This is a genomic window from Burkholderia sp. AU38729, assembly GCF_020419725.1.
In the GTDB taxonomy this organism is placed as follows: domain Bacteria; phylum Pseudomonadota; class Gammaproteobacteria; order Burkholderiales; family Burkholderiaceae; genus Burkholderia.
The window spans coordinates 347,315-373,186 of the sequence record NZ_JAIZQO010000011.1; the positions used below are offsets into that span (position 1 = coordinate 347,315).

The following is a 25,872-nucleotide window of genomic DNA, read 5'->3' on the forward strand; positions in this document are numbered from 1 at the left end:
AGCAAGGTCTAATGTCATATGATGACTAACGATATGGCCGATAGCCTCCAGGAATTCCGATGACTGCTTCCCCGCTCTATATCCGTGTGCATCCGGACGACAACGTCGCGATCGTCGTCAACGACGGCGGCCTGCCCGAGGGCGCGACGTTCGCCGACGGGCTGACGCTGCGCGAAGGCGTGCCGCAGGGGCACAAGGTTGCGCTGGTCGATCTCGCGGCCGGCGACCCGATCGTCCGCTACAACGTGGTGATCGGCTATGCGCTGGTCGAGCTGCGCCGCGGCAGCTGGGTCAACGAGCGCACGATGCGCATGCCCGAGCCGCCGGGGCTCGACGACCTGCCGCTCGCGACGCGCGCCGCGCCGCCGCTGCCGCCGCTCGAAGGCTATACGTTCGAGGGCTTCCGCAATGCCGACGGCTCGGTCGGCACCCGCAACCTCCTCGCGATCACGACGACCGTGCAGTGCGTGTCGGGCGTCGTCGAGCACGCGGTGAAGCGGATCAAGGCCGAGCTGCTGCCGCGCTACCCGAACGTCGACGACGTGGTCGGGCTCGAGCACACGTACGGTTGCGGCGTGGCGATCGACGCGCCCGACGCCGACATCCCGATCCGCACGCTGCGCAACATCAGCCTGAATCCGAACTTCGGCGGCGAGGTGATGACCGTGAGCCTCGGCTGCGAGAAGCTGCAGCCCGAGCGCCTGCTGCCGCCCGGCACGATTCCGGTCGCGGCCGACGGTGCGGCCGACAACGGCGGCGTGGTGTGCCTGCAGGACACCGCGCACGTCGGCTTCAACTCGATGATCGACTCGATCATGAAGATGGCCGAATCGCATCTCGAGCGGCTCAACCGCCGCCGCCGCGAGACGTGCCCGGCATCGGATCTCGTCGTCGGTGTGCAGTGCGGCGGCAGCGATGCGTTCTCGGGGCTCACCGCGAACCCGGCCGTCGGCTTCGCGGCCGACCTGCTGGTGCGCGCGGGCGCGACGATCATGTTCTCCGAGGTGACGGAAGTGCGCGATGGCGTCGCGCAGCTCACGTCGCGCGCGGCGAACGAGGACGTGGCGCGCGAGATCATCCGCGAGATGGACTGGTACGACCGCTACCTGCAGCGCGGCCGCGTCGACCGCAGCGCGAACACGACGCCCGGCAACAAGAAGGGCGGCCTGTCGAACATCGTCGAGAAGGCGATGGGATCGATCGTGAAATCGGGCAGCGCGCCGATCGCCGGCGTCGTGCGTCCCGGCGATCGCGCGAAGCAGAAGGGGCTGCTGTACGCGGCGACGCCCGCGAGCGATTTCATCTGCGGCACGCTGCAGCTCGCGGCCGGGATGAACCTCCACATCTTCACGACCGGCCGCGGCACGCCGTACGGGCTCGCGCAGGTGCCGGTGATCAAGGTCGCGACGCGCAGCGACCTCGCGCGCCGCTGGCACGACCTCATGGACCTCGACGCGGGGCAGATCGCGACCGGCGCGGCCACGATCGAGGACACCGGCTGGGCACTGTTCCGGCTGATGCTCGACGTCGCGAGCGGCAAGCGCCGCACGTGGGCCGAGCAATGGAAGCTCGCGAACGCGCTGACGCTGTTCAATCCGGCGCCGGTGACCTGACGCGCGCGGCTGTTGCCGCCGGACGAAGCGGGCGCCCGAGGGCGCCCGTTTTCATCGCGGCGGCTCGTGCACGTGCACGGGCCCGCGTCCGGGCCGGGCGGTCGTCACTCGATGCCGATCGGCAGCGACAGCCCCACCTTCACGCGTGACATCACGACCATCGTCTCGAAGTGACGGATGTTGTGGTGTTGCCGAAACACGCGCGTGGAAAACTCCTCGTAGTGGTCGATGTCGCGCATCGCGATCATCAGCACGAAATCCGCACGGCCCGTCACCACATAACACTGCATGACTTCCGGCAGCGATTTCAGGAACCGCTTGAATTCGTCGAGCAGGTCGACCCGTTCGCGCTCGACCTGCACGAGCACCAGCATCGTCAACGGGAGGCCGACCTTGGTCGGATCGACGACGGACACGTCCTGCTGGATGTAGTGCTCGTCGCGCAGCCGCTTCACGCGTCGCAGGCACGCGGGCGGGCTGAGGCCGATCTCGGCGGCGAGCGCCTGGTTGGTGATCTGGTTGTCGTGCTGGAGGCGGGCGAGGATCCGCAGGTCGAAGTCGTCGAGCGGCGCGGCGGCAGGATTCATCGGATTTCCTTCGGAGAGAAAAAACGAAACAAACTCACGAACGAAGCCGCTCGATGTTTATCGGATTTCGTGACGGCTGCCGATAATCGTAGCATCCGTCAACGACGAAGCTGCGAGGAAAACATCATGCGTTCCCGACGTCTGCTGCTGGCGCCGCTCGTGCCACTTGTGTCGCTTGTACTGGCCGTTCCCGCGTTCGGTGCGGATACGGTCGTCGTAGGTTTTGCCGGCGCGCTCACGGGCGCGCAGGCGCATTTCGGCGAGGACAGCGCACGCGGCATCCGGCTGGCCATCGATGAAATCAACGCGGCGCATCCGAGCGTCGCCGGGCATCCGGTCACGTTCGCGCTCGATGCGCAGGACGACCAGGCCGACCCGAAGGTCGCGACGACGGTCGCGCAGCGCTTCGTCGATACGCACGTCAGCGCGGTGATCGGCCACCAGAATTCGGGGACGTCGATCGCCGTCGCGCGGCTCTATGCGACGGCGAGCATCGCGGAGCTGACGCCGTCGGCCACCAATCCGGCGTTCACGCGTCTCGGCTATCACACGACGTTCCGGATGCTTGCGAACGACGACTTCCTCGGGCAGGCCGTCGCCCGCTATGCGGTCGAGCAACTGCACGCGCGCCGCATCGGCGTCGTCGACGATCGCACGGCTTACGGCCAGGGCATCGCGGATGTGTTCGTCGACGGGCTCGGGAAGACGGGCACGGCCATGGTCGGCCGCGAATACACGACCGACAAGGCGTTCGACTTCGGCGCGCCGCTGACGCTGCTCAAGGGCAAGGCGCCCGACGCGATCTTCTTCGGCGGCATGGACACGCAGGGCGGCCCGATGCTCAGGCAGATGAAGAAGCTGCGAATTGCCGCGCCGCTGCTGGGTGGCGACGGTCTGTGCACGCAAGAGATCCTGAAACTGGCCGGCGATGCGCTCGACGGCAACCTCGTGTGCGCGGACGGCGGCCGGAGCCTCGCGAAGATGCCGGGCGGCCCCGCGTTCGCGGCGCGCTTCACGCAGAAGTACGGCGCCCCCGTGCAGCTCTACGCGCCGTATGCCTACGACGCGATGATGGCCGTCTATCACGCGGTGATGCTCGCGCAGTCCACCGATCCGGCGAAGATCGTCGGCGCGCTGCATCGCGTCGACTTCCAGGGCGTGACCGGCCGGATCGCGTTCGACGCGAACGGTGAGCTGCGCAATCCGGCGGCAACGATTTCGACGTTCAAAGGAGGCAACAAGGTGACTTTGTCGGAGGTAGTGAAATGAATACGCGGATTCTTCCCGTGGGCACCGCATCGTTGCGTGACGTCGCGCGGCCGGTCGGCGACGTTGCCGATCCCGCCGTGCGCGAAGCGGCCAGCGCACTGCGCGCCGCGCTGCGCGCATTTCGCGACGAACACGGTTTCGGCCGCGCGGTCGCCGCGCCGCAGATCGGCGTCGGGCAACGGATGATCGCGCTCGCGCTGGACGGCTGGCCCGACGTGATCGTGAACCCCGAGATCGTGTGGCGCAGCGATGCGCGCATGACGCTGTGGGATGACTGCATGTGCTTTCCCGACCTGTTCGTGCGCGTCGAGCGCCACGCGTCGGTGAGCGTGCGGTACACGACGCTCGACGGCGAACTGCATCGGCGCGATGCGCTGTCGCCCGATGTGTCGGAGCTGATGCAGCACGAGATCGATCATCTCGATGGCAAGCTGTCGTTCGATCGTGCGGCGGGACCGAATGCGGTCGTGCATCGCAGCGTGTTCGACGCCGATCGCGCGTCGTTTGCCGCGCAGGTCGACTACGCGCCACCGCACGTTCCCGCCGCGACGCGCACGACGCAGGAAGGTATTCAGTCGGCCGAAGCACCCGCGTATCCGCCGGGTGCCGCGTACATGAACGGCCGTTTCATTCCGATCGCCGACGCGCGCGTATCGGTGCTCGACTGGGGCTTCCTGCATTCCGACGTCACGTACGACACCGTGCACGTGTGGAACGGCCGCTTCTTCCGCCTCGACCGGCACATCGCGCGGTTCAGGCGTTCGCTGGCGAGGCTGCGGCTGAATGTGCCGCTGAGCGACGACGCGCTGCGCGACATCCTCGTCGAATGCGTGCGCCGCTCGGGCCTGCGCAACGCGTACGTTGAAATGCTGTGCACGCGCGGCGTGTCGCCCACCTTCAGCCGCGACCCGCGCGACGCGGTGAACCAGTTCATCGCGTTCGCGGTGCCGTACGGCTCGGTCGCGAACGAGCGGCAGTTGCGCGAGGGCCTGCACCTGCACCTGATCGACGACGTGCGGCGGATTCCGCCCGAATCGGTCGATCCGCAGATCAAGAACTACCACTGGCTCGACCTCGTCGCGGGGCTGTTGAAGGGCTATGACGCAGGAGCGGAGTCGGTCGTGCTGAAGTGCACGGACGGCAGCATCGCCGAAGGGCCCGGATTCAACATCTTCGTCGTACGCGACGGCCGGCTTCGGACGCCCGAGCGCGGTGTGCTGCACGGCATCACGCGGCAGACCGTGTTCGAGCTGGCGGCGTCGATGAGCATCGACGCGCAAGCCGATCGCATCGACGACGTGCAACTGCGCGATGCGGACGAGGTGTTCATCACGTCGACGGCCGGCGGGATCATGCCCGTCACGCGGCTGAACGGCGCGCCGATCGGCGACGGCCGGCCGGGCCCGGTGACGCGCCGGTTGTTCGACGCGTACTGGGCGAAGCACGAGGATCCGGCGTGGAGCCTGGCGGTCGACTACGCGGCCAATTGATGGCTGATGGCTGATGGTTGATGGTTGATGGTTGATCGCGGTGGCGCGGGTGCGATTTCCTTACCTCGTACGTAATCGACCGCCCGCGCGAGGCCGGCGACGATGTCTGCACGCGAACACGCAACACGCAACACGCGACGTTCGCGACATCGTCCTCTCATCGACCCAAGGAGCCTCGCCATGAACACCGCCCCATCCGCCTCGTCCGTTCACGCCGACCTGATCGACCGCTACATCGACGCCTGGAACGAACCCGATGTCGCGCGCCGCCGCGCGCTGATCGATGCGACCTACGCGAGCGACGCGGCGTATCGCGATCCGCTGATGGCCGGCGACGGCCACGCGGGCATCGACGCGATGATCGCGGCCGTGCAGGCGCGTTTCCCCGCGTTCCGCTTCCGCCGCACGACCGACGTCGACGGGTTCGGCCAGCACCTGCGGTTCTCGTGGGCGCTCGTGTCGCCCGACGGCGCGGCGATCGTGAAGGGCTCGGACTTCGGCACTGTCGACGCATCGGGCCGCCTCGCGTCGGTCACGGGTTTCATCGACGAAATGCCGGCCGCGGCGTCGTGATACGAGCGATGCATGCGCAGCGGCCACCGGGATCGGGTAACGTTATGCGTTCGTTCCTGATCCCGGAGACTAGCCGACATGCTGAAGAATCTCGACCCGCTGCTGCACGCCGACATCCTGCACACGCTGCGCGCGATGGGCCACGGTGACGAAATCGCGATCTGCGATGCGAATTTCCCGGCGGAATCCGTCGCGGAGCACACGGTGGTCGGCCGCGCGTTGCGGATCGACGGTGCCGATTCGGCACGCGTCGTGCGCGCGGTGCTGTCCGTGCTGCCGCTCGACACGTACGTCGACACCCCCGCGTGGCGGATGGAAGTCGTCGGCGACGCAGCTGCGGTGCCGCCCGTACAGCGCGAAGTGCAGGCCGAGATCGATCGCGCCGAAGGGCGCCCGGTGCCGCTCACGGGCATCGAGCGGTTCGCGTTCTACGAGCGCGCGCAGCAGACGTACGCGGTGATCGTCACCGGCGAGCTGCGCGGCTACGGCTGCTTCATCTTCAAGAAGGGCGTGTTGTTGAGCGACGCGGGCTAAACGCCTTGGCGATACCGCTGCCTTCGGGCCGCGCGGCGGCCGCCGTGTAAAGATTTGCTACAACCTTTTTCTTGGACACGGCCGAAACTCTGTCTATGCTGGCCCATTTGCCGCAGGCCCCGCAGGGTCGCGCGGCGCCGAGTTGTCCGGGTATGCTCCGGGCGGCCGGCCGAATTGCATACGAGGAGAGAGGCATGACGCGTTCCGTCGATTCCGGCGTCATTTTTTTCGCGCGCCTGGCGCTGGCGGCGTTGTTCCTGTGGGGCGGCGTGATGAAGCTGCTCGGCTATGGCGATTTCATCGGCTACCTGCATGGTCTGAACGTGCCGTATCCGCAGGTGATGGGGCCGATCGTCGTCGCGATCGAGGGGCTCGGCGGGCTGCTGCTGATCGTCGGCTACAAGGTGAAACCGCTCGCGCTGCTGATGGCGTTCTACACGGTCGCGACCGCGATGGTCGGGCACAATTTCTGGGACGCGACGGACGCCGCGGTCCAGCACGACATGGTGATCCATTTCTGGAAGAACATCGCGATCGCCGGCGGATTCCTGCTGTTGTACGTCACCGGCGCCGGCGGCGCGAGCATCGACGGCCTGCGCCGGCCGAGCACGACGTACGGCAGCCTGCGCTGATCGCACGTCGTCGCGCCGTCGCCGTTGCGCTGAAGCAAAACAAAAGGGCCGAATCCCGCGGGATTCGGCCCTTTTGTTCATGGAGCGCGTGCATTCGGTCATTCAATGCGGCGCTGGACGCCACCGCACGCGCGCCGTCGCCGCTCAGTGCGGCGAATCCTCCTTCGCATCCTTCGAGAACTGCACGGCGATCGCGCCGAGCACGCAGATCGCCGCGACGTACACCACCGGTGCGAGCGGATTCGACTTCATCATCAGCGACACGATCACCGGCGTGAGGCCGCCGAAGATCGCATACGCGACGTTGTACGAGAACGAGATGCCCGAGAAGCGCACGACGGCCGGGAAGCTCTTGACCATCACGAACGGCACCGCGCCGATCGTGCCGACCATGAAGCCCGCGATCCCGTAGTAGAGCGGCAGCGTCGACGCGTCGGCCGCGACCTGCGCGAACAGCAGGTAGTAGCACGCGGCCAGCCCGATGCCGCCGATGGCGAGCACACGCTTCGCGCCGATCCAGCCCGCGAGCGAACCCGCGGTGATGCAGCCGGCCGTCAGGCACAGCGTCGTGACGCTGTTCGCGAACAGCGTCGTCGCGGGTGTCAGGTGGAACTGCTTCTGCAGCAACGCGGGCGTCATCAGGATCACGACGACGATCGCGGCCGACAGCATCCACGTGAGCAGCATCGACACGATCACCGCGCGGCCGTGGTCGCGCAGCACGGCCTTCAGCGGAATCTCGGCCGCGAGCGCCTTCTTCGCCTTCATCTCGGCGAACACCGGCGTCTCGTGCAGCCAGCGGCGCAGGTACACCGAGAACAGGCCGAACACGCCGCCGAGCAGGAACGGGATGCGCCACGCGAACGCGCCGACTTCGGCGCTCGAGTAACGGCTGTTGATGCCGGCGGCCACCAGCGAGCCGAGCAGGATGCCGGCCGTCAGGCCCGCGGTCAGCGTGCCGCACGCATAGCCGATGTGGCGCGACGGCACGTGCTCGGACACGAACACCCACGCGCCCGGCACTTCGCCGCCGACGGCCGCGCCCTGCAGCACGCGGAACAGCAGCAGCAACACCGGCGCGAGGATGCCGATCGTGTCGTAGGTCGGCAGCAGGCCCATCAGCAGCGTCGGCACGGACATCATCAGCACGCTCAGCGTGAACATCCGCTTGCGGCCGAACAGGTCGCCGAAGTGCGCCATGATCACGCCGCCGAGCGGACGCGCGAGGTAGCCGGCCGCGAAGATGCCGAACGTCTGCAGCTGGCGCAGCCAGTCGGGAATGTCGTGCGGGAAGAACAGTTGCCCAATCGCCGGCGCGAAGAACACGAAGATGATGAAGTCGTAGAACTCGAGGGCGCCGCCGAGTGCGGCGAGGCCAAGGGTCTTGTAGTCGCTGCGCGTGAGCGCGCGTTCGGCGGCGCGAGGCACGCCGCTCAATTCGGAAGCTTGCATGGTCAGGACGATTGGTTTTTCGAATGGTGTTGTCGGTGCTGCGTCTCCAGGGCCCGCTTTTCGGCATGGACTGACAAGGCGCGGCTTGCATCGTCGAAGCGTGCCGCGTGCCGGGTGCGGCACGAAACACGCGCCGCCGCACCGGGATGGGGCGCGGCGGAGACGAAGCGTCAAAGCGGGTGGGGGGATTCTACAGGAGCGCGAAATGCACGCGCGTGGGGGCGCGCCGAGGAACGGTTCGGATCGCGAAGCCGGAGCAGACGCAGACGCAGACGCAAAAGCGCACGCGGCGCGGGCGGCCGGTGAGCCGCTGACGCGCCGCGTGGGGCGGGGTTTTACGTATCAGTTGCCGGCGATCGTATCGACCGGCTTGAACGCGCCGTGCTCGACCTTGTAGATCGTCACCGGCGCATCCCTCAGGTCGCCCTTCGTGTCGTACGCGATGCTGGGGGCCGACACGCCCTTGACCGACACCTTGCCGAGATACGGCGTGTACACCTTCGGGTCGGTCGAGTTCGCGTCCTTCATCGCGGTGAGCAGCGCGATCGTGCCGTCATACGCGTACGGCGAGTAGGTGATCACGTCTTCGTTGAAGCGCGCCTTGTAGCGTGCCGCGTAGCCGGCGAAGCCGGGCATCTTTTCCTTCGGCAGCCCGCCCATGTAGACGATCGCGCCTTCGGCCGCGTCGCCGCCGACCTTCAGGAACGTCGGCGAGCGCGACATCTCGCCCGTCACGAACGCCGACTTCATCCCGAGCTGGCGCATCTTGCGGATCATCGGCGACGATTGCGCGTCGCCGCCCCCGTAGAAGATCGCGTCCGGGTTCATCCCCTTGAGGTTGGTCAGGATCGCGGAGAAATCGAGCGCCTTGTCGTTCGTGAAGTCGCGCTTGATGATCGTGCCGCCCGCCGCTTCGACGGCCTTCGCGAATTCGTCGGCGATGCCCTGGCCGTAGGCCGTGCGGTCGTCGATGATCGCGATGCGCTTGAAGCGCAGCGTCTTCACCGCGTACGTGCCGACGATGCGGCCCGCCTGCGCGTCGCTCGTCAGCAGCCGGTAGGTCGTCTTGTAGCCGCGCGCCGTGTATTGCGGCGACGTGGCCATCGAGATCTGCGGCAGCCCCGCGCGATCGTACAGGTCGGATGCGGGAATGCTCGTGCCCGAGTTGAAGTGCCCGATGATCCCGCGGACGTTGTCGTCGATCAGCCGCTGCGCGACGGTCGTGCCGGTGCGCGGGTCGGCCTGGTCGTCCTGCGAGTCGAGCTGGAACGTGACGGGCTTGCCGCCGATGGTCGGACGCGTCGCGTTGAAATCGGCGATCGCGAGTTGCACGCCCTTCTGCATGTCCGTGCCGTAGTTCGACTGCGGGCCGGTCAGCGGTGCGGCGAAACCGATCTTGACGACGTCGGCGGCGATGGCGTGCGTGCCCGACAGTGCGCAGGCAGCGGCCAGCGCGACGTGCGATACCTTCAGCTTCACTTTCACTTCCCCTTGATGGCGTGGTTGGGCCGCCGCCGGCTGGCGGGCCGGCGCCGGTAAACCGGGCGAGACGGTTCGGTCGGCAGGCCGATGCGAGGGCCGTGCGTGCTTGCCGCGTGCTGTCCGGGCTGTGCCGGAATCGGCGCGCCCGATGGCCGATGCCGCAGGCCATGCATGCCGATTGCTGCCGCGGCGTGAGGTCGTCTCGTGACCGTGAAGCGAAGTCTAGATAGCGAAAATGCGTGCGTCTTGCGCGTTCGATGCGTGGGCGGCGACGATATCGGCATATCGTCGATAACCCTGATATATGCCGAAATCGTCACGCCGAATGCGCAAACGCGCCAAGACGCTGCACGTCCGCATTTCTATGCTGGCAAGTTCGGGCGTACGGTGCCGGCGTGCGAGTGCGCCAGTCCGCGCGCGACGTGTCGGCACCGGCGCACGCGTGGTGGCTGCGTCGACACAAGCGGATTCGCCGCCGGCCGCCGCACGCTCGACGCAGTGGTTGCGCACGCAACGTATGTCGCGTGACGATGCCGGCCGGCCGATCGGCGGCGCGCCGCGACGCGACGGCCGCCGCCAACTTGCCCGCCTTTGCGATCGGCGCGACGCGATCGAAGGGGCGCTTCTATAATCGACGCCATCTGCCACTCGCATTGCGGTTGCCGGGATGACGCCCTTGCTTGCCGTACCGCCCATGAGCCTGTCCGAACCGTTGCGCTACCAGCCCGACAACGCCGATTTCGGCGCGATGCTTGCGCACTTCCGCCTGCTCGAACCGGTGTTCGATGCACTGCCGGACGTCGCGTTCTTCGTGAAGGATGCGAGCGGCCGCTACGCGATCGTCAATCGCACGCTGGCGATGCGCTGCGGCTACAAGGACAAGCGCGACCTGCTCGGCAAGACGGCCGACGAAGTGTTTCCGCGCCGCTTCGGCCGCAGCTATTTCGAGCAGGACATGGCGACGATCAACGCCGGCCAGCAACTGATGGACCAGCTCGAGCTGCACCTGTATCCGGGCCGTCAGCCGGGCTGGTGCCTGACCTGCAAGGAGCCGCTGCGCGACGCCGCGGGCAGGGTCGTCGGCCTCGCGGGCATCTCGCGCGACCTGAAGGCACACGAGGGATCGCACCCGGCGTACAGCCGGCTCGCCGACGTCGTCCAGCACATCCAGGATCACTACGTGCAGCCGCTGAACCTGAAGCATCTCGCGCAGATGGCGGGGATGTCGGTCGCGCAGCTCGAGCGCTACTTCCACAAGGTGTTCCACCTGACGCCGCGCCAGGTGCTGCTGAAGACGCGGCTCGATGCGGCCACCGCGCTGCTCGTCACGCACGACAAGGTGACCGACGTCGCGGCGCTATGCGGCTATACGGACCACAGCGCGTTCACGCGCCAGTTCAAGGCGACGGTCGGCGTCACGCCGACGGAATACCGGTTGATGCTGCAGGAGCGGGCGGGGTGACGCGACACGCCGACAGGGCCGGCGGGTCGCTGGGAATCGGGGTGATGCGGGAAAGCGGGAAAGGGATGAAAACGGCGGCTCAGCGGTAGCCGAGCCCTTTCAGGACGGCGGTGCCGTCTTCGGTCAGCCGGAAGCTGGGTGCCGTTTCGGTGTCGAGCTTGACCATCTCGACGAGACCGGCTTCCTGCAGCGCAGGCAGTTCGGGTTTGGCATTGGCGCCGATCGGTGCGTGCAGCAGCACGAGCAGCGTCGCGATTTCATGATGACTGAGCAGGCGGCGCAGCATCGTCTTCTTTGCAGGGGGCGCGGCCGGGCGGCCCGCGGGTGCTTCTACGGCGCTCATCGCTTTCCTCCTTTTCGAGATAACCATCGGGTACTGGTTGCGGATGGTGCCGTCGAAGACTTAAGCGATTCTTAAAACCGCGGTGGGCGACGGAATGCTGCGCTGCGGTACGGGTTACCGGATGTAACGCCATATGGAATGCGGTTTCCCGCCCGATCGTGGCGAGCCGCGCGGATGGAGGCGCGGCCGAGCGATTCCCCACGATGGTGCACCCAGGATGCGGCCCTTTGAAGCAGCCACAGGCCGCGAATGTGATGCGCCCCTTGAATCCCTGCCCGCTTCCTTCCCTTATTTCCTGCGCTGCGCCTGGGCGGCGAGCCGCACGGCCGCATTCGTCGCGCCGTAGCCGTCGTATCCGCCGCGCCGCTCGACGATCTCGAGCGAGAAGCGGTTGTCGACCAGTTCTGTATACGCGTGCAGGAATTCGCCGCCGTGCTCGTCACGGTCGTACAGCAGGTGATGCGTGCTCAGCGTGTCGATCAGGTCGTCCGGCAGCGCGTAGCGTGCGGCGAGATCGTCGTAGTAGTTCGGCGGAATGCGCAGGAACGGAATGCCGTCGGCTGCGAACGCGGCGATCGTCTTCACGATGTCGTCCGTGCGGAACGCGACGTGGTTCAGCCCCGTGCCGTGGTAGCGGTCGAGCGATTCGGCGACCGCCGTGTGCCGGTCGACGGACGCGTTCAGCGCGATCCGCACCGAGCCGTCGGCGCTGCGCACCGCGCGGCTGCGCATCAGCCCGTACGGGTCGGGCACGAGCCAGCTGCGTTCCGCCTCGAAGCCGAATGCCGTCTTGAAGAACAGGATCCACGTATCGAGCGCGTCGGCCGGCAGTGCGAGGCACACGTGGTCGATACCCGTGAGCGGGCCGACTTCGCTCGGGCCGTCGATGTCGGTCAGCACGAAATCCGATTCGTACAGCGTCGGCGCGTTCGGCGCTTCGTCGACGAAGTATTCGAGGCTGCCGTCCGGCGCCTGCACGCTCGGCAGCACGCGCTCGTTCGGCCCGACGCGGCCGGAGAACGGCGCATAGCCGAAGCCGGCTGCGCGCTCGAACGCCACTTTCGCGTCGTCGACACGGAATGCCGATGCGCACAGCGACAGCCCGTGCTGCTGGAAGAACGCGTCGGCGAACGAGTCGCGCTCGGCGTTCAGCACGATCGATGCGGCGCCGTGCTGGAACAGCGTCACGTCCTTCGAGCGATGGCGGCCCGCGAGCCGGAAGCGCATCCGGCCGAGCCACTCGCCGACGGTCGCCGCCGCCTGCGCGTCGACCGCGAATTCGATGAACTGGAACCCGACGTGCGCGGGCGGCGCCGGCGGCGCGAACAGCGGCTGGCCGGCGGCCGGCGCGCGGCCGTCCTGCGCGAGCCGCTCGCGCGTCAGTTCTTCCAGATAGAGCAGCGAACGATGACCGTCGGCAGCCGTGATCGCGGTCGGCGCGGCGCGGAAGCCGTCGTTGAAGATCTCGAGCGACAGCGGCCCCGTATAGCCCGACTCGATCACGCGCGCGGTGAAGCGTGCAAGGTCGAAGTCGCCCTGGCCCGGGAACGAGCGGAAATGGCGGCTCCATTCGAGCACGTCCATCGCGAGCTTCGGCGCATCGGCGATCTGCACGAACGCGATCCGGTCGCCGGGGATGTCCGCGATCGCGTCCGGCGAATCGTCGAGCGACAGTGTGTGGAAGCTGTCGAGCGCCAGGCCGAGATGCGGGCTGTTCACGGCATTCACGAGTTTCCACGCATGGCCGTAGCGCTTCACGACGCGGCCCCACGCGAGCGCTTCGTACGCGGCGACCACGCCGGCCTGCCGCGCGGCTTCGGCGAGCGCGCCGAGCTGGTCGACGAGCAGCCCGTCGTCCGCGATCGTGTCGGCCGACACGTTGCTGCATACCAGGATGCGGTCGGTGCCGAGTGCATGCATCACGTCGAACTTGCGCTTGATCCGGTCGAGGTTGCGGGCGAGCTGGGCCGCGCTCACCCCCTCGAAGTCGCGAAAGGGCTGGAACAGCACGATGTCGAGGCCGAGATCGGCGGCCATGCGCCGGACGTCGGCCGGCGATCCATCGAAGTAGACGAGGTCGTTTTCGAAGATTTCGACGCCGTCGAAGCCTGCGGCCTGGATGGCGGCGAGTTTCTCGGCGAGCGTGCCGGACAGTGACACGGTGGCGATCGAGCGCTGCATGGGCGATTCCTGCGGATGAGCGGGGCATGGCGCCGGTCGAATCGACCCTGAATGAACCAGTCATTGAATTCGTCGCGAACGCCATATCCCGAATTTACTGGGCTAGTGATGCGTATTGTACAAACTAACTAGGTGGTACAAATTAGCGAAAACCCGAAAAGACAGCCCGCTTGCACGGGCGCACACTAGCGCCACATTCCGATGTCTTCGGGGCGGCGCCGATCGTGGTCTGCCCCTGTTTCAGGAGCAGAAACACGATGAGCAAGCACAAGGTGCTCGTGCTGAACGGCCCGAACCTGAATTTGTTGGGCACCCGCGAGCCCCATATCTACGGCGCGGAAACGCTGGCCGACGTCGAGCAGCGCTGCCGTACGGCGGGCGAGGCGCTCGGGCTGGAAATCGACTTTCGCCAGTCGAACGCCGAGCACCAGTTGATCGACTGGCTGCACGCCGCCCGTCACGACACGCACGGCATCGTGATCAACCCGGCCGCCTATACGCATACGTCGGTGGCGCTGGCCGATGCGCTTTCCGCGATCGCGAAGCCGGTGATCGAAGTGCATATCTCGAACGTGCATCGCCGCGAGGCGTTCCGGCACCATTCCTATGTGTCGGCGCTCGCCGAAGCCGTGATCTGCGGCTGCGGCACCGAGGGCTACGTGTTCGCGCTGCAGCGTCTGGCGACGCTGTTCGCGCAGGGAGCCGCACGATGAGCCGCCCGTCGTTTCTGATCGGCCTGATCGGCCAGGGCATCGGCGGCTCGCTGTCGCCCGCGATGCACGAGGAAGAAGGGTTCCGCCAGGGGTTCGGCTATGTCTACCGGCGCATCGATCTCGACGTGCTGGGCGTGACCGTCGACGCCCTGCCGCAACTGCTCGACGCCGCGCAGCGGATGGGCTTCAACGGGCTGAACATCACGCATCCGTGCAAGCAGCGCGTGATCGAGCACCTCGATGAACTGTCGGACGATGCGCGCGCGCTCGGCGCGGTGAACACCGTGCTGTTCAAGGACGGCAAGCGGATCGGCCACAACACCGACTGGTCGGGTTTCGCGAAATCGTTCCGCCGCGGGTTGCCCGACGCGTCGCTCGAACGCGTCGTCCAGCTCGGCGCGGGCGGCGCGGGCGCGGCCGTGGCGCATGCGGCGCTGCAAATGGGCGCGGCCGAGCTGACGATTTTCGATGTCGACGGCACGCGCGCCGCCGCGCTCGCGGCCGAGTTGCAGCAGCGCTTCCCGGCGGCACGCGTCGTGCAGGGCGACGATCTCGCGGCCTCGATGCGCGCCGCGACGGGCCTGATCCACTGCACGCCCACCGGCATGGCCAAGCATCCGGGCCTGCCGCTGCCGGCCGACCTGCTCCACGCGGGCATGTGGGTGGCCGACATCGTGTACTTCCCGCTCGAAACCGAACTGATCCACGCGGCGCGCGCGGCCGGTTGCGCCACGCTGCCGGGCGGCGGGATGGCCGTCTACCAGGCGGTCGACGCGTTCGAGATCTTCACCGGACGCACGCCCGACGCCGAGCGGATGTTCGAACACTTTCAGTCGCTCGTCGCGCGCTGACCCCTTCCATAAAGAGAGACCAGGAGACGACCATGCAGCACACCACCCACACGAGCGCCGCGCCGGCGCAGGCGGCCGGCACCGTCCGGCGCACTTCGGCGCGCTACAAGATTCTCGCGCTGCTCGCGATCGGCACGATGATCAACTATCTCGACCGCACCGTGCTGGGGGTGGCTGCGCCTCAGCTCACCAAGGAGCTCGGCATCAACGCGGCCGTGATGGGCATCATGTTTTCCGCGTTTTCGTGGACGTATGTCGCGATGCAGGTTCCCGGCGGCCTGTTCCTCGACCGCTTCGGCAGCAAGATCACCTATTACTGGTCGATGACGCTGTGGTCGCTGTGCACGTTCCTGCAAGGCTTCGTGCCGGGCGTCGCGACGCTGCTCGCTTGCCGGCTCGGCCTCGGCGTGACGGAAGCGCCGTGCTTCCCGACCAACAGCCGCGTCGTCGCGACGTGGTTCCCGCAGAACGAGCGTGCGATGGCGACGGGTACCTACACCGTCGGCGAGTACATCGGCCTGGCGTTCTTCAGCCCGGTGCTGTTCGCGCTGATGGGTGCGTTCGGCTGGCGCTCGCTGTTCTGGGTCGTCGGCGCGGTGGGTATCGTGTTCGGCCTGGTCTGGTGGAAGTTCTATCACGAGCCGCGCAACCATCCGGGTGCGAACTCGGAGGAGCTGGCCTATATCGAGGCGGGCGGCGGTCTCGTACACGGTGCGCGCAAGAGCGGCGACAAGGGCGACAAGCCGGCGCAGGCCAAGTTCAGCTGGTCGATGGTCGGCCAACTGGTGAAGAAGCGCCAGCTTGCGGGCATCTGCCTCGGCCAGTTCGCCGGCAACTCGACGCTCGTGTTCTTCCTGACCTGGTTCCCGACCTACCTCGCCACCGAACGCCACATGGGCTGGCTGAAGATCGGCTTCTTCGCGGTGATGCCGTTCATCGCCGCGTCGGTCGGCGTGATGTTCGGCGGGATCTTCTCCGACTGGCTGTTGCGTCGCGGCAAGTCCGCGAACCTCGCGCGCAAGCTGCCGATCATCGCGGGCCTGCTGCTCGCATCGACGATCATTCTCGCGAACTACGTGCAGAGCAACGAGGCCGTGATCGCGATCATGTCGGTCGCGTTCTTCGCGCAGGGGATGGCTGCCCTCGGCTGGACGCTCGTGTCGGACATCGCGCCGGACGGCCTGCTCGGCGTCACGGGCGGCATCTTCAACTTCGCGGCGAACCTGGCGGGCATCGTCACGCCGCTCGTGGTCGGCTTCATCGTCGCGTCGACCGGGTCGTTCGTCGGCGCGCTCGTGTTCATCGGCGTGATCGCGCTGGTCGGTGCGGCGTCGTACATCTTCGTGGTCGGCGACATCAAGCGGATCGAGCTGTAAGCACCGGCTCCACGCAGATCCTGTGCGTCAGCCCGGCAGCCGCAAGGCCGCCGGGCTTTTTTGCGTGGTACGGCGCTTACGCGCGCTGAACTGCGATGCCGAGCGATTCGACCGCCTGCGCAATGGCCGCGACCGCGCGGCGGATATCGTTCGAGTCGATCGCGCCGATGCAGCCGACACGGAACGTCTCGAGCTGCGTGAGCTTGCCCGGATACAGGATGAAGCCCGCGTCGCGCACCGCGTCGTAGAAGCGGCGGAAATCGTAGGCCGGGTGGTCGGGCGCGTGGAACGTGACGATCACCGGCGCCTGTACGCTCGCATCGAGGAACGGCGTGAAGCCGAGCGCGTGCATCGAATCGACCAGCGTCCGGCAGTTATCCACATAGCGCGCGCCGCGCGCCGGCTGGCCGCCTTCGGCGAGGTACTGATCGAGTGCGGCGCGCAGCGCGGCGATCACGTGCGTCGGCGGCGTGAAGCGCCACTGGCCCGTCTTGCGCAGGTACGCGTATTGATCGTGGAGATCGAGCGCGAGCGACGGCGAGTTGCCTTCGCTCGCGTCGAGCGCGTCGCGCCGCACGATCGCGAACCCCATCCCCGGCACGCCTTCCAGGCATTTGCCGCTCGCCGAGATCAGCGCATCGATGCCGCTACCGGCCAGCGTGATCGGCAGCGCGCCGAACGAGCTCATCGCGTCGACGATCAGCCGCTTGCCGCGGCGCCGGCACACGGCGGCGATGTCGTCGAGCGGGTTCAGGATCCCGGCGCTCGTCTCCAGATGCACCTGCGCGACGTGCGTGATGCGCGGCTCGCGCACGAACGCGGCTTCGAGCGCGGCCGGATCGACGGCCGCGTCCTCGCCGAACGGCAACGCGATGGCTTCGATACCCAGCCGGCCGAGGATCTTCAGGATGCGCGCGCAGTACGCGCCGTTGTCGGGCACCAGCACGACGCCGTCACGCGGCACCAGCGTGCCGAGCGCGGCTTCGACGGAGAACGTGCCGCTACCCTGCATCGGCACGCACACGTATTCATCGCCGCCGTGCGCGATCGCGACGAGATCCGCGCAGACGCTGGCCGTCAGTTGATTGAACGCGGCATCCCACGAGCCCCAGTCGTGTTGCATTGCGTGGCGCGTTGTGGCGGACGTGGTGAGCGGGCCAGGCGTAAGAAGAATCGGATCAGACATGGTTTTCCTCTGCAAAGGTCGGAAGAAACGCCGGGAAGCATTTCTGAATGACTTGCATGATATTGGCAAAATGTGTCATTTTTTGGAAATTGCCGCATTCGTCACGGGTTTGTCATCGAACGCTGTGATCCTTCGCTTGCCGCGCGAAACCTCACCTCGGCGCGGTAGCGAGGCGGGCCGTCGATCGGCCTTGCCCGGAGATAACAGGAGAGCCGGATCGTGCCCCGGCCATTTGGTGTTCCGCCTACGGAGAAGTCAGATGACACTGCAGAAACCCTCGCGCGCCGCTGCCGGCGCGTTCCGCAAGCTTGCGCTGGCCGCCAGCGTCGCCGGCCTGATGGGCGCCGCGCTGCCCGCACATGCGGCGAACGCGGTCGTGCTGTATACGGCAGACGGCCTCGAGAACCTCTATCGCGATGTGCTGCCGGCTTTCGAGAAGAAGGAAGGCGTCAAGGTCAACATCGTGACGGCGGGCAGCGGTGAAGTCGTCAATCGTGCGAACATCGAGAAGAACTCCCCGAAGGCCGACGTGATCGTCACGCTGCCGCCGTTCATTCAGCAAGCTGGCCAGATGGGCCTGCTGCAGCCGTACCAGAGCGTGAACTACAAGAACGTGCCGGCCATCGCGAAGGCCGAAGACGGCACGTGGGCGACGTTCGTGAACAATTACTTCTCGTTCGCGATCAACCCGGACGTCGTGAAGAACCAGCCGAAGACGTTCGCCGACCTGCTCGCGCCGGCCTACGCCGGCAAGGTCGCGTACTCGAACCCGGCCACCGCCGGCGACGGGATGGCCGTGCTGATCCTGACGACGTCGCTGATGGGCGAGGACAAGGCGTTCGACTACCTCGCGAAGCTGTCGCAGAGCGTGAAGTTCCACACGAAGGGCACGGGCTACCTGAACGTGCTGCTGTCGCGTAACGAAATCAGCGTCGCGAACGGCGACCTGCAGATGGACCTCGACGACGCCGAACACGGCGCGCTGTCCGTCAAGCCGATCTTCCTGGCCGCGAAGGAAGGCGACCAGCCGACCACGTTCCAGCTCCCGTACGGCATCGGCCTGATCAAGAGCGGCCCGAACCAGGACGCCGGCAAGAAGCTGATCGACTACCTGATGTCGACCGACGTGCAGTCGAAGGTGCCGGATATGTACGGCATCCCGGGCCGCACGGACGTGCCGCTGGCCGGCAAGAACGGCGAAGCGGTCAAGAAGGCGATCGCGGGCGTGAAGCTGATCCCGGTCGACTGGACCCAGGTGATGGCGAAGAAGCCGGTGTGGATCGAGCGCTGGAAGAAGGACGTGATCGGCAGCTCGGGCAAGCAGCTCGACGTCGTCAAGCCGAAGTGATCGGCGCACGCCGCCTGTATTTGTGAGCAAGAGGATGAACCCGGTGGAAACCGCCCTGACCCATCCCGGCGCATTCGGCGCCGCCGAACCGCAGGCAACGCTGCGGTCCGGCGCGCCGGGCGGCGTGCAGATCGAACACCTGAGCGTGCGCTACGGCGCACGCACGGTGCTGGAAGATCTGTCGCTGTCGATCGGTGCCGGTGAATTTCTGACCGTGCTCGGCAAGAGCGGCTGCGGCAAGACCACGCTGCTGCGCTTCATCGCCGGGTTCGTGAAGGCCGACGGCCTGACCGGCACGCTGACCGTGGCCGGACGCGACCTGACCTATGCGCCGCCGCACAAGCGCAACCTCGGTCTGCTGTTCCAGAATTACGCGCTGTTCCCGCACCTGACGGTGTTCGAGAACGTCGCATTCGGGCTGCGCGCACGCGGCATGGCGTCGTCGGAAGTGACGCGCCGCGTCGCCGATGCGCTGAAGCTCGTGCAGCTCGGCGATGCGGGCCATCACCTGCCCGCGCAACTGTCGGGCGGGATGCAGCAGCGCGTCGCGCTGGCGCGCGCGCTCGTGATCGAGCCGGACGTGCTGCTCCTCGACGAGCCGCTGTCGGCGCTCGACGCCAACCTGCGCGCCTCGGTGCGCAGCGAACTGAAGGCGCTGCACGAGCGCCTGCCGAACCTGACCGTCGTCTGCGTGACGCACGACCGCGACGACGCACTCGTGCTGTCCGATCGCGCGCTGCTGATGCGCGACGGCCACATCGCGCAGCTCGGTACGCCGCAGCAGCTGTACGACGCGCCGCAGGACGGCTACGTCGCACGCTATCTCGGCCCGGCGAACCTGCTGCCGCCGCACGTGATCTTCCCGCTCGGCGATCCGCGCCACGAAGTGCGCGGCAAGGTGGCCTGCGTGCGCCCCGAGCACCTGACCCTGATGCCGCCCGCCGCGGGCGGGCTGCACGGCACGGTATCGTCCGTCGAATGGCAGGGCGCTGACCTGTCGATCGCGGTCACGATCGATGCGGCCCCCGACGAGCCGGTGCGCGTGACGATGCAACGCGGCCGCGGTGCGGCTCCCGAGCGCGGTGCGCGCGTTTCCCTGCATTGCGAGGCAGACGATGTCGTCCTTATCGAGCCCTGAAGCCGGCCTGCCGCCGCACGTGCTCGCGTCGGCTGCCGCGCACGCCGCCGCCGCGCGGCGCCGCAAGCGCATGGGTGATCTGCACCTGGCCGCGCTCGCGACCGTCCTGCTGGGCCCGCTCGTCGTCTATCCGCTGGTGCGGCTCGTGTTGCTGAGCGTGTCGGGCGACCATGGGCTGAGTTTCGCCGCGTACCGCACGTTCTTCGGCAACCCCGACACGCGCAACGTGATGCTGACCACACTTGGCGTGCTGTTCGCGAGCGCCGGCACTGCGTCGGTGCTCGGCGTGCTGCTGGCCGCGCTGCTGTTCTTCAAGCCGTTTCCGGGCGCGTCGCTGGTCACGCGCTTCCTGGAGCTGTACGTCGCGTTCCCGTCGTTCCTCGTCGCGTTCACGCTGATCTTCCTGTACGGCTCGCAAGGCTCGATCAGCATCGCGCTGCAGCACCTGTTCCATCTGGAGGAGCCGCCGCTGAACTTCCTGTTCGGCATCGGCGGCGTGATCCTCGCGCAGACCGTGTTCTATACGCCGTTCGTCGTGCGGCCGACGCTCGCGTCGTTCGCGACGCTCGATCTGCGGCTGATCGAAGCCGCGCGCAGCCTCGGCGCGTCCGGCTGGATGCTGGCACGTCGCGTCGTGCTGCCGATCGCGTGGCCGGGCATCGCCGCCGGCACCGTGCTGTGTTTCCTGCTGACGCTGAACGAATTCGGGATTCTGCTCGTGCTGGGCAGCGCGCGGCTCGTGACGCTGCCGGTTGCGATCTACAGCAGCGCGACGGTCGACCTCGACCTGCCGACCGCGTCGGCCGGCGCGGTCGTGATGCTCGCGCTGTCGCTGGCGCTGTATGCGGTTTATCGCCGGGTGAACCGGCGTGCGACGGGAGGAAACGATGTCCGCTGAATTTCGTATCGGGCAAGCCGTGCCGCGCCACCAGATCGGCTGGGGCGACACGGTGCTCAAGCATGCGTCGCGCGCGGCGCTCGCGCTGGCCGCGTTCGCGTGCTTCTGGCTGTTCGTGTTGCCGGTCATCGTCGTCGCGCTGTCGAGCGTGTCGACGCAGTGGTCGGGCACGATCCTGCCGGCCGGCTACAGCCTGCGCTGGTTCGAGCGGCTCGGGTCGCCGGAATACGATGCGCTGCTGACGAGCCTGGAAATCGGCTTCGGCGTGTCCGCGGTCGGCACGATCCTCGGGCTGTGGCTTGCGCTGGCGCTCGAAGGGCGCGACCGGCGCGGCCTTGGCGCGGTGGTCGACGCGCTCGTGATGGTGCCGAACGGTGTGCCGAGCGTCGTGCTCGGGCTCGCGGTGCTGATCGCGTATCACCAGAAGCCGGTCGACCTGTCGAGCTCGGCGGCGATCGTCGTGCTCGTGCAGCTCGCGCTGATCTTGCCGTTCTGCTATCGCTGCGCGGCCGCCGCGCTGCGTCCGGAACTGACCGTGCTGCGCGAGGCCGCGGCAAGCCTCGGTGCGCCGCCCGCGATGGTGCTGCGTCGCGTGCTGCTGCCGCAGCTCGTGCCCGCGCTGCGCGCGAGCCTCGCGCTCGGTTTCGCGCTGTCGCTCGGCGAGCTCGGCGCGACGCTGACGGTTTATCCGCCCGGCTTCGCCACCGTGCCGATCGTCGTGATCGGCCAGGTCGAGCGCGGGTATTACCTTCCGGCATCGGCGCTGTCGCTGCTGATGCTCGGCGCGTCGCTCGCGGCGCTGCTGCTGATCGCGGCGCGCGTGCCGCGCGGCAAGCGGGTGGCATCATGAACGCCGCGTTCGCACTGCGCCAGCCTGGTGACGCGTCGGCAGCCGGCGCATCGACGGGCCTCGCGGGACGTTCCGTCGACGTCAACGGCCGCCACTACCGGCTGCCGGTCGAGCCGACCGTCGTCGTCTGCGTCGACGGCTGCGAGTACGACTATCTCGAACGGGCGGTGGCAGCGGGCGTCGCGCCGTTCATCGGCCGGATGATCGCGGAAGGCACGGCCTGGCGCGCCGATTGCGTCGTGCCGACCTTCACCAACCCGAACAACCTGTCGATCGTCTGCGGCGTGCCGCCGTCGGTCCACGGGATCTGCGGCAACTACTTCTGGGATCCGGCCGCCGACGGCGCGCGTGGCGCCGAAGTCATGATGAACGACCCGGCCTACCTACGGGCCGGCACGCTGCTCGCGGCGGCCGCCGACGCCGGTGCGCGCGTCGCCGTCGTGACGGCGAAGGACAAGCTGCGCCGGCTGCTCGGCTGGCAACTGAACGGCATCTGCTTTTCGGCCGAGAAGGCCGCGCAGGCGAATCTCGCGGAAAACGGGATCGTCGACGTGCTCGACTGGGTCGGCCTGCCGTCGCCGGACGTCTACAGCGCGGCGTTGTCCGAATTCGTGTTCGCGGCCGGCGTGCGGCTTGCGCAGACGCGCCAGGTCGACCTGATGTACCTGTCGACCACCGATTACGTGCAGCACAAGTGCGAGCCGGGCAGTGCGGGCGCGAACGCGTTCTACGCGATGATGGACGGCTATCTTGCGCAGCTCGACGCGCTCGGCTGGGCGATCGGCCTCACGGCCGACCACGGGATGAACGCCAAGCACGATCCGGCGACGGGCCGGCCGAACGTCATCTATCTGCAGGACGCATTCGACGGCTGGTACGGCGCGCAGGCCGCGCGCGTGATCCTGCCGATCACGGATCCGTACGTCGTGCACCACGGCGCGCTCGGCTCGTTTGCGACCGTCTATCTGGCGCCGGGCGTCGACCGGGCCGAGGCGATGTGGCGCGTCGGTGGCCTCGACGGCGTCGAGCTCGTGCTCGACAACGCGGAAGCCGCCGCCCGTTTCGAGTTGCCGGCCGACCGGATCGGCGACGTCGTCGTGATCGGCCGCCGCGACATGACGCTCGGCACGCGGGAGCGCGAACACGATCTGTCGGGCCTCACGGTGCCGCTGCGTTCGCATGGCGGCGTGTCGGAGCAGGAAGTGCCGCTGCTGTTCAATCGCCGTATCGAGCCGGCCGATCCCGCGCGTCGCCCGCGCAACTTCGACGTGTTCGATTTCGTGCTGAACCGGGTCGCGACATGATGGCTCATCCCCGACACGATCACCCGGCGTTTCGTGCAGAGGCGCTGCGCTGGTGCGGCACCCGCGCGACGCGGGAACGCACGCTCGACGTCATGGACCCTTACACGGGCACGCGCGTCGGGACGGTGCCGCTGGCGAGCATCGAGGATGTGCGCGCGGCATTCGACTACGCGATGGCGTACCGGCCGAAGCTCACGCGGTACGAGCGTTCGCAGATCCTCGAGCGTGCGGCCGCGCTGTTGCGCGAGCGCACCGAGGAAGCATCCGACCTGATCACGCTCGAATCGGGATTGTCGAAACAGGACTCCCGCTACGAGATCGGCCGCGTGGCCGACGTGTTGAAGTTTGCGGCAGTCGAGGCGTTGCGCGACGACGCGCAGAGTTTCTCGTGCGACCTGACGCCCCGCGGCAAGGCGCGCCGCGTGTTTTCGCAGCGCCAGCCGCTCGACGGTGTGATCGTCGCGATCACGCCGTTCAATCATCCGATGAACCAGGTGGCGCACAAGATCGCGCCGGCGATCGCGACCAACAACCGTGTGATCGTGAAGCCGTCGGAGAAGGTGCCGCTGTCGGCGTTCTACCTGGCCGATCTGCTGTATGAAGCCGGGCTGCCGGAGCCGATGCTGCAGGTGCTGACCGGCGATCCGCGCGAGATCGCGGACGAACTCGTCACGCATCCGCATGCGTCGCTGATTACGTTTACGGGCGGCGTGGCGATCGGCAAGGCGATTGCCGCGCGGGCCGGCTACCGCCGCATCGTGCTGGAGCTGGGCGGCAACGATCCGCTGATCGTCCTCGAGGACGCCGATCTCGACCGCGCGGCGTCGCTGGCCGTGCTCGGCTCGTATCGGAATTCGGGCCAGCGCTGCACGGCGGTCAAGCGGATGCTGGTACAGCGTTCGATCGCGCCGGCGTTTACCGAATTGCTCGTCGAGAAGACGCGTGCATGGAAGTACGGCGATCCGTTCGATCCCGCCAACGAGATGGGCACGGTGATCGACGAGGAAGCGGCTCGGCTGTTCGAGGCGCGAGTGGAAGAGGCGGTCGCGCAGGGCGCGCGCCTGCTGACCGGCAATGTGCGGCGCGGCGCGCTGTATGCGCCGACCGTGCTCGACAACGTCGATCCGTCGATGACGCTCGTGCGCGAGGAGACCTTCGGGCCGGTCTCGCCGGTGATCACGTTCGACACGATCGACGACGCGATCCGGATCAGCAACGGGACGGCGTTCGGGCTGTCGTCGGGCGTCTGTACCGACAGCACGGCGGCGGTCGTGCGGTTCGTGAACGAGCTGAACGTCGGCACGGTGAATGTATGGGAAGTGCCCGGCTACCGGATCGAGCTGTCGCCGTTCGGCGGGATCAAGGATTCGGGGCTCGGTTACAAGGAAGGCGTTCAGGAGGCGATGAAGAGCTTCACGAACCTGAAGACGTTTTCGCTGCCTTGGGAGTGAATGAATGGCATTGACGGTGGAAGAGATCCACGGGCTGTATCGCGAGCATGGCCATGTGGCCTATAGCGGCGAGCCGGTCACGCAGCTCGAGCATGCATTGCAGAGCGGATTGCTGGCCGAAGAGGCGGGGGCGGACGAAGCGCTGGTCGCGGCGGCGTTCCTGCATGACCTCGGGCATCTGCTGAATCGCCAGGGCGAGACGCCGAGCGCGCGCGGGATCGACGATCTGCATCAGTATTACGTGCTGCCGTTCCTGCGGCCGCTGTTTTCCGACGCGGTGCTGGAGCCGATTCGGCTGCACGTCGACGCGAAGCGCTGCCTGTGCCGCACGGACGCCGGCTACTTCGAGAGTCTGTCGCCGGACTCGGTGCGCAGCCTCGCGCTGCAGGGCGGCATCTTCAGTGAAGAGGAGACGGCGGCGTTCCTGCAGCGCCCGTTCGCGGAGGACGCACTGCGTCTGCGCCGCTGGGACGATATGGCGAAGGAAGAAGGCAAGGTGACGCCGGATCTCGATCACTATATGGAGATCGTCTCGCGCCAGGTGCGCGTGGCGGCCTGACGGTTCGGCCGCTTCTATCTATATAAGGCCCCGCACGCGGCAGCGTGCGGGGCCTTATATTTTTTGAGAAACCCCTTGCGCAGATCGAGGAGGCTGCCTACAATCACGCCTCTTTCGCGCTAACGGAAACGCAGCGCGGGAGAAGGGAAGCAGGGTTGGCGGTGTGCTGGAGTCAGGAGCGCGCAACTGGCCTGGAAGTTGAGCCCCGCAGTCGCAACGATGTAGTGTAAAAAGTTGTTGACGAGCTGCGAAACACGGTTCATAATCTCGCTTCTCTGCTGCTGAAAACGCAGCGCTGCTGAGAAACACGAAGTTCCTCGCAGAATGCTCTTTAAAAATTAACAGCCGATAAGTGTGGGCGCTTGATGGAAGCGAGCTGATCCTCGGATCAGATAGCGAAAGTATCAAGAGTCTCACACTAAAGTAAGTCAGGTTTATGAAGCAATTCATATTCCTGTCAGCTTTGAGTGAGCGACCGGTTCTTAACTGAACCGAAAACAGTAACAGGTTTAAACTGAAGAGTTTGATCCTGGCTCAGATTGAACGCTGGCGGCATGCCTTACACATGCAAGTCGAACGG

At 67.1% G+C, this 25,872-nt stretch carries 23 protein-coding genes and 1 rRNA gene; 18 read left to right on the forward strand and 6 right to left on the reverse strand.

Going from position 1 to position 25,872, the window contains the following annotated elements:
• Positions 1-59: 59 nt before the first annotated feature.
• Entirely contained in the window at positions 60-1,613 is a 1,554-nt protein-coding gene (gene garD / locus LGM56_RS28430) for a galactarate dehydratase (RefSeq protein WP_226207371.1), read from the forward strand.
• Between the two features lie 104 nt (positions 1,614-1,717).
• Here the strand turns inward: garD and LGM56_RS28435 are convergent, their stop codons facing one another.
• A complete protein-coding gene (locus LGM56_RS28435) occupies positions 1,718-2,200 on the reverse strand; it encodes an Lrp/AsnC family transcriptional regulator (protein ID WP_089496149.1) in 483 nt (160 codons plus the stop codon).
• 126 nt (positions 2,201-2,326) lie between these two features.
• Between LGM56_RS28435 and LGM56_RS28440 the strand changes: the two genes are divergently transcribed.
• The 5 genes from LGM56_RS28440 to LGM56_RS28460 all read left to right on the forward strand — a co-directional run bounded on the left by LGM56_RS28440 (position 2,327) and on the right by LGM56_RS28460 (position 6,698).
• On the forward strand, positions 2,327-3,469 hold the full coding sequence (locus LGM56_RS28440; RefSeq protein WP_226207372.1) for a branched-chain amino acid ABC transporter substrate-binding protein: 1,143 nt from the start codon (positions 2,327-2,329) through the stop codon (positions 3,467-3,469).
• Entirely contained in the window at positions 3,466-4,959 is a 1,494-nt protein-coding gene (locus LGM56_RS28445) for an aminotransferase class IV (protein ID WP_226207373.1), read from the forward strand. The genes LGM56_RS28440 and LGM56_RS28445 overlap by 4 nt, the downstream gene beginning before the upstream one ends.
• Positions 4,960-5,139: 180 nt before the next feature.
• Positions 5,140-5,532, forward strand: a complete 393-nt coding sequence (locus tag LGM56_RS28450; protein ID WP_089496152.1) for a nuclear transport factor 2 family protein — start codon at positions 5,140-5,142, stop codon at positions 5,530-5,532.
• A gap of 78 nt (positions 5,533-5,610) precedes the next feature.
• On the forward strand, positions 5,611-6,066 hold the full coding sequence (locus LGM56_RS28455) for an RbsD/FucU family protein (protein WP_089496153.1): 456 nt from the start codon (positions 5,611-5,613) through the stop codon (positions 6,064-6,066).
• Positions 6,067-6,260: 194 nt separating this feature from the next.
• Entirely contained in the window at positions 6,261-6,698 is a 438-nt protein-coding gene (locus LGM56_RS28460) for a DoxX family protein (protein ID WP_226207374.1), read from the forward strand.
• 144 nt (positions 6,699-6,842) lie between these two features.
• On the opposite strand, the gene LGM56_RS28465 is transcribed toward LGM56_RS28460, so the two are convergent.
• Together LGM56_RS28465 and LGM56_RS28470 are read right to left on the reverse strand one after the other, a co-directional pair.
• A complete protein-coding gene (locus LGM56_RS28465; RefSeq protein WP_226207375.1) occupies positions 6,843-8,150 on the reverse strand; it encodes an MFS transporter in 1,308 nt (435 codons plus the stop codon).
• Positions 8,151-8,492: 342 nt separating this feature from the next.
• Positions 8,493-9,629, reverse strand: a complete 1,137-nt coding sequence (locus LGM56_RS28470) for a branched-chain amino acid ABC transporter substrate-binding protein (RefSeq protein WP_089496155.1) — start codon at positions 9,627-9,629, stop codon at positions 8,493-8,495.
• A 670-nt stretch (positions 9,630-10,299) separates the two neighbouring features.
• Here LGM56_RS28470 and LGM56_RS28475 point away from each other — a divergent pair.
• On the forward strand, positions 10,300-11,094 hold the full coding sequence (locus LGM56_RS28475; protein ID WP_089459046.1) for an AraC family transcriptional regulator: 795 nt from the start codon (positions 10,300-10,302) through the stop codon (positions 11,092-11,094).
• Between the two features lie 79 nt (positions 11,095-11,173).
• Here LGM56_RS28475 and LGM56_RS28480 read toward each other — a convergent pair whose 3' ends face one another.
• A complete protein-coding gene (locus LGM56_RS28480; RefSeq protein ID WP_039367795.1) occupies positions 11,174-11,437 on the reverse strand; it encodes a hypothetical protein in 264 nt (87 codons plus the stop codon).
• A gap of 288 nt (positions 11,438-11,725) precedes the next feature.
• Positions 11,726-13,618, reverse strand: a complete 1,893-nt coding sequence (locus LGM56_RS28485) for a bifunctional sugar phosphate isomerase/epimerase/4-hydroxyphenylpyruvate dioxygenase family protein (RefSeq protein ID WP_089496157.1) — start codon at positions 13,616-13,618, stop codon at positions 11,726-11,728.
• A gap of 257 nt (positions 13,619-13,875) precedes the next feature.
• On the opposite strand from LGM56_RS28485, the gene aroQ reads away from it, so the two are divergent.
• The 3 genes from aroQ to LGM56_RS28500 are packed head-to-tail and all read left to right on the forward strand — an operon-like array spanning position 13,876 to position 16,558.
• Positions 13,876-14,331, forward strand: coding sequence for a type II 3-dehydroquinate dehydratase (aroQ, locus tag LGM56_RS28490; RefSeq protein ID WP_089429019.1), 456 nt, complete (start codon positions 13,876-13,878; stop codon positions 14,329-14,331).
• Positions 14,328-15,182: a shikimate dehydrogenase gene (locus LGM56_RS28495; RefSeq protein WP_089496158.1), complete on the forward strand. Its 855-nt coding sequence runs from the start codon at positions 14,328-14,330 to the stop codon at positions 15,180-15,182. Before aroQ ends, LGM56_RS28495 begins: the two co-directional genes overlap by 4 nt.
• A gap of 32 nt (positions 15,183-15,214) precedes the next feature.
• On the forward strand, positions 15,215-16,558 hold the full coding sequence (locus LGM56_RS28500) for an MFS transporter (RefSeq protein WP_089496159.1): 1,344 nt from the start codon (positions 15,215-15,217) through the stop codon (positions 16,556-16,558).
• A 76-nt stretch (positions 16,559-16,634) separates the two neighbouring features.
• Here the strand turns inward: LGM56_RS28500 and LGM56_RS28505 are convergent, their stop codons facing one another.
• The gene (locus tag LGM56_RS28505) at positions 16,635-17,744 is read right to left on the reverse strand and encodes a 2-aminoethylphosphonate--pyruvate transaminase (RefSeq protein WP_226207376.1); all 1,110 of its coding nucleotides are present in this window, start codon (positions 17,742-17,744) and stop codon (positions 16,635-16,637) included.
• A 259-nt stretch (positions 17,745-18,003) separates the two neighbouring features.
• Here LGM56_RS28505 and phnS point away from each other — a divergent pair, with 259 nt between their 5' ends.
• The 8 genes from phnS to LGM56_RS28545 form a co-directional block, all read left to right on the forward strand.
• Complete coding sequence (phnS, locus tag LGM56_RS28510; RefSeq protein ID WP_226207377.1) at positions 18,004-19,092, forward strand: 2-aminoethylphosphonate ABC transporter substrate-binding protein; 1,089 nt, start codon at positions 18,004-18,006, stop codon at positions 19,090-19,092.
• 34 nt (positions 19,093-19,126) lie between these two features.
• Complete coding sequence (phnT, locus tag LGM56_RS28515; RefSeq protein ID WP_226207378.1) at positions 19,127-20,230, forward strand: 2-aminoethylphosphonate ABC transport system ATP-binding subunit PhnT; 1,104 nt, start codon at positions 19,127-19,129, stop codon at positions 20,228-20,230.
• Entirely contained in the window at positions 20,208-21,128 is a 921-nt protein-coding gene (locus LGM56_RS28520) for a 2-aminoethylphosphonate ABC transporter permease subunit (protein WP_226207379.1), read from the forward strand. The genes phnT and LGM56_RS28520 overlap by 23 nt, the downstream gene beginning before the upstream one ends.
• A complete protein-coding gene (gene phnV, locus LGM56_RS28525) occupies positions 21,118-21,978 on the forward strand; it encodes a 2-aminoethylphosphonate ABC transport system, membrane component PhnV (protein ID WP_069252527.1) in 861 nt (286 codons plus the stop codon). The genes LGM56_RS28520 and phnV overlap by 11 nt, the downstream gene beginning before the upstream one ends.
• Positions 21,975-23,282, forward strand: coding sequence for a phosphonoacetate hydrolase (phnA, locus tag LGM56_RS28530; RefSeq protein WP_226207380.1), 1,308 nt, complete (start codon positions 21,975-21,977; stop codon positions 23,280-23,282). The genes phnV and phnA overlap by 4 nt, the downstream gene beginning before the upstream one ends.
• Positions 23,279-24,733 carry a phosphonoacetaldehyde dehydrogenase gene (gene phnY, locus LGM56_RS28535; protein WP_226207381.1) on the forward strand — a complete coding sequence of 485 codons (1,455 nt, stop codon included), beginning with the start codon at positions 23,279-23,281 and terminating at the stop codon, positions 24,731-24,733. Before phnA ends, phnY begins: the two co-directional genes overlap by 4 nt.
• Before the next feature lie 4 nt (positions 24,734-24,737).
• Positions 24,738-25,292: a phosphonate degradation HD-domain oxygenase gene (locus LGM56_RS28540; protein WP_089496165.1), complete on the forward strand. Its 555-nt coding sequence runs from the start codon at positions 24,738-24,740 to the stop codon at positions 25,290-25,292.
• Between the two features lie 511 nt (positions 25,293-25,803).
• A 16S ribosomal RNA gene (locus LGM56_RS28545) occupies positions 25,804-25,872 on the forward strand; the annotation flags it as partial.

Excerpts from the sequence above, each read along its gene's own strand:
- LGM56_RS28445 (WP_226207373.1), top strand. The coding sequence starts at position 3,466 with ATGAATACGCGGATTCTTCCCGTGGGCACCGCATCGTTGCGTGACGTC.
- LGM56_RS28500 (WP_089496159.1), top strand. The coding sequence starts at position 15,215 with ATGCAGCACACCACCCACACGAGCGCCGCGCCGGCGCAGGCGGCCGGC.
- phnT (WP_226207378.1), top strand. The coding sequence starts at position 19,127 with ATGAACCCGGTGGAAACCGCCCTGACCCATCCCGGCGCATTCGGCGCC.
- LGM56_RS28465 (WP_226207375.1), bottom strand. The coding sequence starts at position 8,150 with ATGCAAGCTTCCGAATTGAGCGGCGTGCCTCGCGCCGCCGAACGCGCG.
- LGM56_RS28505 (WP_226207376.1), bottom strand. The coding sequence starts at position 17,744 with ATGTCTGATCCGATTCTTCTTACGCCTGGCCCGCTCACCACGTCCGCC.
- LGM56_RS28495 (WP_089496158.1), top strand. The coding sequence starts at position 14,328 with ATGAGCCGCCCGTCGTTTCTGATCGGCCTGATCGGCCAGGGCATCGGC.
- LGM56_RS28480 (WP_039367795.1), bottom strand. The coding sequence starts at position 11,437 with ATGAGCGCCGTAGAAGCACCCGCGGGCCGCCCGGCCGCGCCCCCTGCA.
- aroQ (WP_089429019.1), top strand. The coding sequence starts at position 13,876 with ATGAGCAAGCACAAGGTGCTCGTGCTGAACGGCCCGAACCTGAATTTG.
- garD (WP_226207371.1), top strand. The coding sequence starts at position 60 with ATGACTGCTTCCCCGCTCTATATCCGTGTGCATCCGGACGACAACGTC.
- LGM56_RS28435 (WP_089496149.1), bottom strand. The coding sequence starts at position 2,200 with ATGAATCCTGCCGCCGCGCCGCTCGACGACTTCGACCTGCGGATCCTC.
- LGM56_RS28450 (WP_089496152.1), top strand. The coding sequence starts at position 5,140 with ATGAACACCGCCCCATCCGCCTCGTCCGTTCACGCCGACCTGATCGAC.
- phnA (WP_226207380.1), top strand. The coding sequence starts at position 21,975 with ATGAACGCCGCGTTCGCACTGCGCCAGCCTGGTGACGCGTCGGCAGCC.
- phnV (WP_069252527.1), top strand. The coding sequence starts at position 21,118 with ATGTCCGCTGAATTTCGTATCGGGCAAGCCGTGCCGCGCCACCAGATC.
- phnS (WP_226207377.1), top strand. The coding sequence starts at position 18,004 with ATGACACTGCAGAAACCCTCGCGCGCCGCTGCCGGCGCGTTCCGCAAG.
- LGM56_RS28440 (WP_226207372.1), top strand. The coding sequence starts at position 2,327 with ATGCGTTCCCGACGTCTGCTGCTGGCGCCGCTCGTGCCACTTGTGTCG.
- LGM56_RS28455 (WP_089496153.1), top strand. The coding sequence starts at position 5,611 with ATGCTGAAGAATCTCGACCCGCTGCTGCACGCCGACATCCTGCACACG.
- phnY (WP_226207381.1), top strand. The coding sequence starts at position 23,279 with ATGATGGCTCATCCCCGACACGATCACCCGGCGTTTCGTGCAGAGGCG.
- LGM56_RS28520 (WP_226207379.1), top strand. The coding sequence starts at position 20,208 with ATGTCGTCCTTATCGAGCCCTGAAGCCGGCCTGCCGCCGCACGTGCTC.
- LGM56_RS28540 (WP_089496165.1), top strand. The coding sequence starts at position 24,738 with ATGGCATTGACGGTGGAAGAGATCCACGGGCTGTATCGCGAGCATGGC.
- LGM56_RS28460 (WP_226207374.1), top strand. The coding sequence starts at position 6,261 with ATGACGCGTTCCGTCGATTCCGGCGTCATTTTTTTCGCGCGCCTGGCG.
- LGM56_RS28475 (WP_089459046.1), top strand. The coding sequence starts at position 10,300 with ATGACGCCCTTGCTTGCCGTACCGCCCATGAGCCTGTCCGAACCGTTG.
- LGM56_RS28485 (WP_089496157.1), bottom strand. The coding sequence starts at position 13,618 with ATGCAGCGCTCGATCGCCACCGTGTCACTGTCCGGCACGCTCGCCGAG.